Here is a 10015-nt window from a genome sequence, read left to right as displayed (position 1 = left end):
AGTGAATACGAAGCCTTTTTGAACATCATTGCCTCTAATGCCAACAAGGACACAAGTGGTGGTGGAGCACCACCGGTGCAATACACCAAAAAGAACCAGTTGATTGTAGCTAAAAAAGATGTCACAATTCGTAAATCTCCGGATGCCTCCAATCATGGGGCATTCTACGAGGTGTTTTCCGACGACAACATTTACCGCGTAGCAAAAGCTGGCGAGTTCCTGGGCTATGCAACTGGGCAGCAGCATTATGATGAAGTCAACAACGTGAAGTTCATTCAGGTGGCGTATGTCATCAATGGCAAATACGCTCCGGCTGCTTACAAGAAAAAGAACAAGGTGAAAATGTCTTTTTGGATCAGTGCTTCAAAAAACTACACCGATCAATTCCCGAATTCCAAGGCCATGATTGCGGCCTATCCAAAAACAAGCTCAACTGCAGCTTGGAAAAAGCCCTTGGATTATTTCGATCTCAAAGGTATTGCCATGCCACGCTTATTGACGCGCGCAAATGCAGTGATCTTAAACGAAAAGTTTGTACCGATCAATCAGGCTGGATCCAATACCATATTGGGCCAACTGGTGATGAGCATGCAGACCAAAAGTGGTGTGCTTTTACAGTTTCGCACCATTGACAACAACATCCGCTGGGTAGACCAACGATACATTCATTTACAAGAAAGCATATGAGCACAAAAACAGAAAACTATGTAGTCAATAACTACCCTTATGCCAAGAAAGCTGGGGAGCGTTTCAAGATGGACCCACTGGTAATCCTGGCGCAAGGTTCCTTTGAGAGCGCTTGGGGAACATCGAATTTGTCAACGAAGTACAACAACTTCTTTGGCATAACGGCCGGCGGCTCCAAAAATGAATTCTGGAAAGGCGGCATTTACCAGGCTCAGAACAAATACAAACTGAAGTTCAGGACCTATGCCACACCTCAGGATAGCTTTTACGATTTTGCACGCTTGATTTCCAGTAGCTACAAAACGGCACATGCCGCCGCTATGGACTACAAGAAGTACGCCGATAAAATTGCGCACAGCCCTTATATCTCTGAGAGCAACGGTGATAACCGCACGGCATACATGCGCGGGCTCATTGCCAACTATGAAAAGATATTGGACATCGCTAAAAAAAAAATCTTCTTGAAAAAGGAGGATTTACCCTCGGAGCAGCAGCCTTAGTCTTTTTGACAGGCAGGTTTATTTATAAAAAATACATTCAGAAATAATGGCATTTACACTTACACACATCAGAACCGGTGAACAACAGAGCTTCACCATTCAGGTACTTCTAGAAAAACTAGGAGACCCTATCAACGATGAAATCACCATCAATGGCGAAGCTTTTCGAATTTCGGGCGTAGAGGAAAGCACCTCGGGAGCTGTATCAGGAAACTGGCAGCGCCAAACCATAGAAGTCATTTCGAGCGACCAAACGGAGTTTGAGGTCGATATCAACACTTCGGATCCAGAAGGCTTGTTTTTGGTAGTCAACGGTGCTTTGTTTGACTACGGCCAAAACGGAGCTTTTCACATCGATGGCACAACGCTTTATTGGCACGGTAGATTTAATCTCTCGCCAACAGATCAAGTTTACATCAAGTATTTAACCCTTAATTAATAACCATGAGCGAACAACTAAAAATCAAACAGATTGAAGGTCTAGCAGCAGACCTCGCCACAAGAGCCCTGGATGCCCAGGTGGTGAAAATTGCCAACAACCTCTCGGATGTAAATGCATCGAGTGCCAGAACAAACCTATCGCTGTATTCCAAGTCAGAGGTAGATGCCTTGGTGGTGGGTGCCAAAAACGCATTCAACGTCGCGGATACCACAGCGCGCAATGCCTTGACGGGACTGAAAGTCACAGACCGTGTTTTTGTCAATGACGACGGCGATGCAAAATGGGCATTGTATATCGTTACGGCGGTTACTACCGGAACGGGTTCAACTTCGACGTTTAAGAAAATCGCCGACGAAGATCTTTTTAGCAATGCTTTGACTGCAGCAGCTGTAAAAGCAGCTTACGAAAGCAATGCCGACACCTATGCCTACAACGGCACAGCCAAAGGCAAGGTGGATAAAATCACGGTGAGTGCAAACATCAACCTTGACACACTCAAAACTACCGCAGACAGTGCTCTGGCAAATGCCGCAACGGCACAAACGACGGCCAATAGTGCCAATACGGCGGCAACCGCTGCTCAGAACACTGCAAATAGCGCCGTGAGTTCCGCCGCCGCTGCTGGCACGAAGGCAGACCAGGGAATTGCAGCAGCTGCTGCTGCGCAGTCTACGGCAGATTCCAAGGAAGATGCCTTCACTTCAACCTCAGAGTCTTTCAATGGACTTACAGGTGCAGCAAATACAGCTATCTCGATCACCTTGGGGCAAGTGCCTAAGGCGGGCTTCAATATTGATATTTTCTTCAATGGGCTTCGCGTGAAAACCCAAACAAGAACCAACGGATCAAAGGTCATCACCTTTACAGTGCCATACACTACGGAGGCATCAGATGACATCATCGTGGCTTATAGCTACTAATCATGGACAAGATTTTAGCCAAGCAAATTGAAGGGGTGGTTGATACCACAAGTGCACAGGTCATTGAAGGAGTGAAATCCTTCAGTGACCCACTGCATGTACTCAATATGCAGGATCGCAATTTTGCCGGTATGCGCATCGATGGGTTGTTCATTTATTGGTTGCGCGACTTTCAACAGCTAGACGATGTTGGAAACATCCGCCTGGGCTTTGACCCAAGGACCGGCAGCTTTGCTTTACAGCAGTTTACTAAACAATGGGAGAACCTCGCACTTTAAGCCATGAACAATCAAACCAGATTCAAACTCACCCTTTACGCTGCCGCTTTTTTGGCTGTAGTAACCCTTTTGGCAATTGCTTCCAAAATGGAAACCGTAGCAACGGCCGCCATTGCAGGTATCATGACGATCCTTTCAGCTTACATCTGGTCCCAAACTCAAAGACCTTCACACAATGAATACACTGGTAAACATTCTCAAAAGTCCCCTGCTTCAAAGGCTCATCGGTCTAGGGGTACTGCTCGCCGCAGTCGTGCTGCTTTACAAGAGTAATGAGCGCCTTCATGCCGATAACAAGCGTTTGAGTGCCAATGTCAAAGCATTGGGAGCAGAACTTGTTTTGGTAAAAACCAAGAGCGGAAAACTCGCTGCTCAAACAGATTTGTTGGTGCTTCAAACTAGTGAGCTAAAAAAGCTCTTTCCAAGAGAAGTAAAGCAAATTAAAGCGCTCGAAGTAGGCGTCTCAAAAGCTACCCAAGTGAGTACCACGGTAATGGAAACTAAAACCAATGTAATCACCACGCTACGAGATAGCCTTATTCACGATACCATCAAGGTGAGTCTATTTGATTACCAGGATCAGTGGTATACGATCAAAGGTGTTCAAGAAAATAATACACAACGCCTTTGGATTACTTCCACCGATACACTTACCCAAGTGCTATACCGGGGTGAGCGCCTCAGGCCCTGGCTTTGGTTTTTTTCACCACGGACCATTCAGCAACGGGTTGGTTTATCAAATCCCAATGCCACGATCAAGTACAGTCAAACCATTCAAATTCAAAAACCATGAATAAACTCATCCTTGGAGCTGCCGCTGCTATTGCGCTGTATGCCTTCACAAAGAAGAAAGGTTCAACGACCAGAACCGATACCTCCAACGCGAGCGATCCTGCAGTGACCGCCATTCAGAAAACAACCCGTTCCGTCACCTTTTACAAAGCATAATCATGGCAGAGTTAGCAGTAACCATTCCTATGACACCCCGTGTGTTTTATTCCGACACCGCTTTGTCTCAAAACAAGGCCAAGATGGATGCCATTGGCAAGACTTTCTATAAAGAAATCAAGCAGGCCGAGACTTTGACAAAAGTTCCCGGTTCATTGATTTTGTCATTGATTTTCACCGAGAGTGGGGGTCGCCCTGCGGTGGTGAGCTCTGCCAATGCTGTGGGTTTGATGCAGATGAAAACCCAAACGGCCAATGACATAATTTACTGGGAAAACAAAGCCGGAAGGCTAAGCGCTGAAGAACTGGCAATCCTTAAAAAGCACCTTGGAGAGCGTGTCAACGGACCCTTGAAACAAAAGTATTTGTCACACAAGATCAAAGAGAACAATTATACAGGTAATGTAATTACAAAGGCTGATTTAATGAAGCCAGAGCTCAATGTGCTACTAGGTTCTATGTACTTAGGAATTTTGATGGATCAACACCAAGAAGGTGAAGTATTGCGCCTTGATAAAGTACTGGTTCGCTACAATCAAGGCTACTTCTTTAAGCCAGGAACTGGCAGTGTTGAGCAGGTATTGGACTTAGTGAAAGGAAAAAGCAAGGAAGCCTATTCCTATATTTTAAAAGTAGTGGGTAAAAACGGCTTACTTGAAACACAAGCAAAGTAGTGAATCAACACGCGCTCAATACAGAGATCGAGGCTTTTATCCAACAAAAGGACAAAGCAAAGGGCGCATATTCCCAAGCGGATAAAACATACATTTCTAAATACGGAGGTGCTGGAGGGCAAGGAAGCAAAGGCGCTTCGGGCGAAGGTTTATTGTACGAATTTTTTACCCCAGACTACATCTGTGAGCTGATGTGGGATTTAGCCTATCGATATGGCTATGAACCAAAGGGAACGGTTCTTGAACCAAGTCTTGGAACGGGCAATTTTCTCAAATGGGCAAAGGAGCCATCAAAGTGCTATGGCTTTGAAATCAACCCGGTTTCAAAGCGCATTTGTGAGATTCTTTATCCAGAAGCCAACATCTATGAAGGCTATTTTGAAACGGCCTTTTTAAAAGCCCCACGGTTTACCGAGCGATTAAAAGACAAGCTTACTTGGCTTGGCGGCTATCCATTTTCATTGGTGATTGGAAATCCACCTTATGGGAAATACAAGAACGCTTACAGTTCCTATTTTCCAAAGCCTAAGATGCATCAAATTGAGCTTTTCTTTATGTATTACTCCCTTAAACTATTGAAGCCTGGTGGGCTTTTGGTGTTTATTACGGGAAGTAATTTTCTAAGAAACGGCATCAGCTATCAAGGAGAAAAAATGGAGCTCGAAAAGCTCTGTGACCTTATTGACGCATACCGTTTACCACCGGTGTTTAGCAGCACCAAAGTACCAACGGATATTCTAGTATTAAAACGAAAATAACATGGCATACAAAGCAACAATTACAAAGCCACAAATGGTTTTTGATTCAGAGAATTACTCAGAACTCGAAAAAGAACTCGATGCCATTGAGGCTCAGTTTAAGGTGCGTGAGATTGAAATCACTTTCAACAAAGAAGCTTTGTTCTTTGGGGATATCAAAGCATCGGTGGATGTCTATTCCTTTCTCAAGAACAGAATCCTTAAAGGCATTGAAGTTCAGGAACATTTCATTGCCATTTTCTTAAGTCAGGCCAATAAGATCATTGGTTATTACCACCATTCGACGGGCACGATTAACGCCACAATGGTTGATGTCGAGCTTCTAACAGCAGTAGCAGTTAAGACCTTGGCAAAGGCCGTCATCATTTCGCATAACCATCCAAGCGGCAACCTCACACCATCGGAAGCAGACCGCTCACTTACGCGCAATGTTGTCAAAGCATTGAAATTCTTTGATATCACGCTTTTAGACCACATCATTGTGACAAAGAACGGTTATTACTCCTTTAACGAGAGAGCAGAGAGTAGCATCATGGGCTATGTTCCAAAGCTCAGCCCTCAGGAGAAGAAACTCCGCGAAGAAATACTTCGCCAACTCAAAAGAGTTACTGCGGCCAATGCACCCAACTTATTTGAAATGATGCAGTCCCCACAAGGCTATGAGCAGGTGGAGCAACTTGTTATTGATAAAGTCTTGCATGATCAAATGGTACCGGCAGCAGTTATTCCAATGCTCGAAACAGAATTTTCAATGATCTGATGCAAACATCAACGACATACCTTCGTGCACGCATGGATCTAATCCGTGAGAAACTTGCAAGTGCAGATGACATGCAAGCAGCTTTGCTTCGCAACGGGGTGTACTATGATCAAAAGACCATTGAAGAAAGAGCCAAGTCAAAGCAATATCCACAAACACCATTGAGCTTCACGGAGCTCTCTACCTTCAACACCTGGTTTGTGCTGCATCCTGAAAAAATTTGTGGGCAAGAAGTCATTACAACAAGCAAAGAATTCCCGGTTACAATCCAGGGAGATAAGTCTAAAATACTGGCCACAATCCAAAAACAACAAAGCTATTCCATTCTGGAAATGGAGGCCTTGGCTTTAGAATACGAACTTCAAATCAATCAATTATGAGTTATTTAAAAGGAATAGCTAACATTCAGAATTTAGGCGATTTAAACCCATATACCTCAATGAAAATGAGAGGTAAATCTCAGGTGCTTGACAACGTATTAAAGCAGGTCGAAGAGCTCAAAGGTTTGGGTACTGCCGAAAACAAAAAGCTCTCCTTTGAAGAGGTCATGGCCAAGTACAATGCAGGGATTACCGAACCTGAAATCAAAGCTTGGGTATGGTACAAACAGCACCAAGGAATCCCGATGACTGGTTGGGAAGCGTATCATCTGGAGGGTACTTGTAGGGTCTTGATTTCTCAACTTCATACACTTGTCAGACAAGGAGCTTTGTTTTACCACGCTGGAGAAATGATGCCTTTTCCGATTTACACCTACGGCAACATGTATGATCGCTTGGCTCAGCTTGAAACGGACAAAAAAGAGATCCTGGAATATTTTGGTGAAGAAGTCTATGAGCAGCACAAACAAGCACTCGAAAAAGCAAAACCTGAACTACTCACCGTTGAGAACCCTGATGAAAAAGAACGGCCTATCATTACGGCTATTTCTGATTTTGCCATTAATCCAGATTTATTCAGCATTACGGGTGTTCGTGAAGAGTTCATGGATTTGGAAAACTCCGAAGAGCTCCGAAAAGTCAATGGCAAAGTAGAGCGTAAAAAAGACAGTGAGAAAATCCGGATACGCTTTGATGGCGATACCAAATACACACTGCAAAACGTATTTGTCAAATGGCTTTTTACACTCAATGCCGATACAGACTTTGAAAAGAGTTCACCTATCGACATTGCTGATTACTACATTGCCAACAAAGCACTCAGAGATGATCGCCTCACCAAAGAAGAAAAGGCGGAGCTGAGAGCCAATGCCAGAATTGAAGGGGAAAAGCTCTTTTCAAGATTCCTACATGAAGTACTCACCTTTGAAGATCAGCAAAAGCTCAACTTAGCTTGGAACCGTGTTTACAACGGACAATCGGATATCAACTATTCAAAAGTGCCCATTGGTTTTGAATGCTCAGCGCGGTTCAAGTCCGGAATACTTCAAATCACCGACATTCAGCGCCAGGGAGTAGCGTTCATGGAAGCCATGGGCTCTGGAATCAACGCCTTTGATGTAGGAGTTGGTAAAACCATGACAGCCATCGTAAACCTCGCGCACAACTTATATTCAGGCAAGTGCAAACGTCCACTGGTCGTAGTTCCAAAACCAACTTACAAAAAGTGGATGAACGAGATCATTGGCTATACGGATCGTAAAACCGGTGAGTTCGTACCAGGAGTACTTTCCCATACGGGCATCACCGTAAATGACTGGTTCAACTTAGGCACGGACATCGTGGAGAAAATCAATCTCAACAAAGCAGTGCCAGAGAAATCCATTACAATGGTTACTTACGAAGGATTCAAGCGCCTAGGCTTTGGAAAGTCCGTGTCAGATGAGCTCTTCACAGAACTAGTCAACATCCTTGGTCAATCCAAGGAGAAGTCCAATCGTGACAAGGAGATTGAATACCAGAAGTTTCGGGAAATGATCGGCGTGGGGTTAAAGAATACCATTGCTGATATTGACATCCTTGGCTTTGACTACGCAGTCATAGACGAAGCGCACCGCTGTAAAAATGTATTTAGCCAAGTGAAAAGCGATGAAGATGGAAACAAGCGCTATAACATTCAATCAGCGACTTCTGAAACCGGTCAAAAGGCCTTTTTGATCCTGAGTTTCATACAGCGTAAATACGGCAGAAACACCATGCTTTTGACCGCTACGCCATTTTCTAATTCACCTTTGGAAATCTATTCGATGTTGTCACTCGTGGCCTATGATTCATTAAGGGACAACGGTATTTTGAACCTTGATACCTTCTTTGATTTGTTCGTACTGCCGACCGTTGAATGGACAGCCAACTACAAAGAAGAAATTGTCGAAAAGGAAGTGATTAAAAGCTTCACCAATCGACGCGTGCTTCAAAAACTCATCTACAATCACATCCTTTACAAAACAGGTGAAGAAGCCGGAGTTGTTCGACCAAAGAAGATCAATTTGCCTTTGCTCTATGACTTTGAAAACTCCAAGCAAAGACTTCCAAAGGACAAGCAGGTATTGACCTACATTAACATGACACCTAAGCAGCGAACCAATCAGGACGGAATCGTTGCCATGGCCAAGAAATCCACCCAAGGAAAGTTGGACATGGGTAATTTATTCCGTGCGCTGGCTTACAGTTTGGATAACGCGCTTTCTCCGTATTTACTCAATGGAACACCGGAAGACTATAAGGAGTTTGTTACAGAAAGCCCAAAGATTGCTTACGTCATGGATTGTATAGCTACAGTCAAGAAATGGCACGAAGACCACCAAGAAACTGCCAGTGGACAGGTCATTTACATGAATCGAGGAAAGCAGTTTTTCCCACTCGTAAAGGAATACCTGGAGAAAGAGATTGGATACAAGAAGGGCGTGATGTATGACCGTACCCGAGTGGATGAAGTAGAGATCATCAGTTCAGAAATCAACGATACACGAAAAGAGCTTATCAAGGAAGCATTCCTAGATGGTGTAGTGAAAATCATTATTGGAACGGCTACTATTCGCGAAGGGATTGACTTACAGAAACGAGGCACGGTGATCTACAACTGTTATCCAGAATGGAACCCAACAGACATCCGACAACTCGAGGGACGTATCTGGAGACAAGGTAATCAGTTTCAGTACGTGCGAATCGTGATGCCTTTGGTGCAGGATTCCATGGATGTATTCGTGTTCCAGAAACTCGAAGAAAAGACCTCACGCATCAATGATATTTGGTTTAGGGGAGATAGAGGAAACGTCCTTGACCTTGAAAGTATGGATCCCGAGGAAATCAAACTGGCCTTGATAACCGACGTAGATCGTTTGGTTGCCATGTTCTTTGATCAAGCGAAGGAGAATTTAAGCCGGGATTACAAACGCATTACACTTGCAATTAATACCTTAAAAGAAGTCCAAAGCGACATCAAGTATTATAACAATTACCGCGAGAAGTCTTTGGGGTGTATTCAAGCATTTTTGACAACTTTGCTGAATTCAACATACTTGCAGGAAACACCCAAAGTGGCCAATGATGGTGAGGTGGTGAATAAATCTGTGAAGCGCGCCAAAGAGCTCAAAGAAGAAATTGAATTACTACTGAATTCAACGGATCAACAAGACAAGGACATCATCTCCATTGGGCGTAAAATTGATAGTTCCTATGCGCTTTTGGGTATTTACTTTTCTCAAGGTTATTACTTGTCGTATTTTAAAGAATATGTCAGTAAGGTACGAAAAACAGAACGCACACTGTTGAAGTCAAAAGGCTATTCCTTAACAAGTGACCTAAGTCCTGTAATGGCTCAATACGAAGCGGATAAACAAGCCATTGTTGCGCAATCAGAACTTTATCGAGGAGAGCAAAACTCACCCAAATGGGCAGAGCTTAAAATTGAGATTCAGGCCAAGAAATCAGCCTTGCAGGTTGAAGGAAGAAGCGCACAGGCACGCGCCGAAGAATTCAACCGCCTCAATTACTTACTAGAATACCGCACCAATTTAGCGCCTGTAAAAGCAGCTACTCCCAATTCCCTAGATGAGCTTGAACTGGAAGCCCTCGCATTTGAACTAGAATTAGAACTACTAAATTTTTAA

Annotated in this window: 12 protein-coding genes; all 12 read left to right on the top strand. The window is 44.0% G+C overall.

Annotated elements, in window-relative coordinates; all coding sequences use genetic code 11:
- A partial coding sequence (locus tag Q0L65_RS02710; RefSeq protein WP_296683155.1) for a hypothetical protein occupies positions 1 to 687 on the top strand: 687 nt, incomplete at its 5' end.
- A complete protein-coding gene (locus Q0L65_RS02705) occupies positions 684 to 1187 on the top strand; it encodes a glucosaminidase domain-containing protein (RefSeq protein ID WP_296683152.1) in 504 nt (167 codons plus the stop codon). The genes Q0L65_RS02710 and Q0L65_RS02705, both read left to right, overlap by 4 nt.
- A gap of 46 nt (positions 1188 to 1233) precedes the next feature.
- Positions 1234 to 1626 (top strand): hypothetical protein, encoded by a 393-nt coding sequence (locus Q0L65_RS02700; RefSeq protein ID WP_296683149.1) that lies wholly within the window; start codon positions 1234 to 1236, stop codon positions 1624 to 1626.
- 5 nt (positions 1627 to 1631) lie between these two features.
- Positions 1632 to 2549 carry a hypothetical protein gene (locus Q0L65_RS02695; protein WP_296683148.1) on the top strand — a complete coding sequence of 306 codons (918 nt, stop codon included), beginning with the start codon at positions 1632 to 1634 and terminating at the stop codon, positions 2547 to 2549.
- Positions 2550 to 2551: 2 nt separating this feature from the next.
- Complete coding sequence (locus tag Q0L65_RS02690) at positions 2552 to 2827, top strand: hypothetical protein (RefSeq protein WP_296683145.1); 276 nt, start codon at positions 2552 to 2554, stop codon at positions 2825 to 2827.
- Between the two features lie 175 nt (positions 2828 to 3002).
- A complete protein-coding gene (locus tag Q0L65_RS02685; RefSeq protein WP_296683142.1) occupies positions 3003 to 3620 on the top strand; it encodes a DUF6549 family protein in 618 nt (205 codons plus the stop codon).
- Positions 3617 to 3775 (top strand): hypothetical protein, encoded by a 159-nt coding sequence (locus tag Q0L65_RS02680; RefSeq protein WP_296683139.1) that lies wholly within the window; start codon positions 3617 to 3619, stop codon positions 3773 to 3775. The genes Q0L65_RS02685 and Q0L65_RS02680 overlap by 4 nt, the downstream gene beginning before the upstream one ends.
- 2 nt (positions 3776 to 3777) lie before the next feature.
- Positions 3778 to 4449, top strand: coding sequence for a transglycosylase SLT domain-containing protein (locus Q0L65_RS02675; protein ID WP_296683137.1), 672 nt, complete (start codon positions 3778 to 3780; stop codon positions 4447 to 4449).
- Positions 4449 to 5207, top strand: a complete 759-nt coding sequence (locus tag Q0L65_RS02670) for an N-6 DNA methylase (protein WP_296683134.1) — start codon at positions 4449 to 4451, stop codon at positions 5205 to 5207. Before Q0L65_RS02675 ends, Q0L65_RS02670 begins: the two co-directional genes overlap by 1 nt.
- A 1-nt stretch (position 5208) precedes the next feature.
- On the top strand, positions 5209 to 5967 hold the full coding sequence (locus Q0L65_RS02665) for a JAB domain-containing protein (RefSeq protein ID WP_296683131.1): 759 nt from the start codon (positions 5209 to 5211) through the stop codon (positions 5965 to 5967).
- A 32-nt stretch (positions 5968 to 5999) separates the two neighbouring features.
- On the top strand, positions 6000 to 6347 hold the full coding sequence (locus tag Q0L65_RS02660) for a hypothetical protein (RefSeq protein WP_296683129.1): 348 nt from the start codon (positions 6000 to 6002) through the stop codon (positions 6345 to 6347).
- Positions 6344 to 10015 (top strand): DEAD/DEAH box helicase, encoded by a 3672-nt coding sequence (locus tag Q0L65_RS02655; protein WP_296683126.1) that lies wholly within the window; start codon positions 6344 to 6346, stop codon positions 10013 to 10015. Before Q0L65_RS02660 ends, Q0L65_RS02655 begins: the two co-directional genes overlap by 4 nt.

This window comes from Flavobacterium sp., from assembly GCF_024642105.1.
Classification (GTDB): Bacteria; Bacteroidota; Bacteroidia; order Flavobacteriales; family Flavobacteriaceae; genus Flavobacterium.
This window is presented reverse-complemented; position numbering and strand designations above follow the sequence as displayed.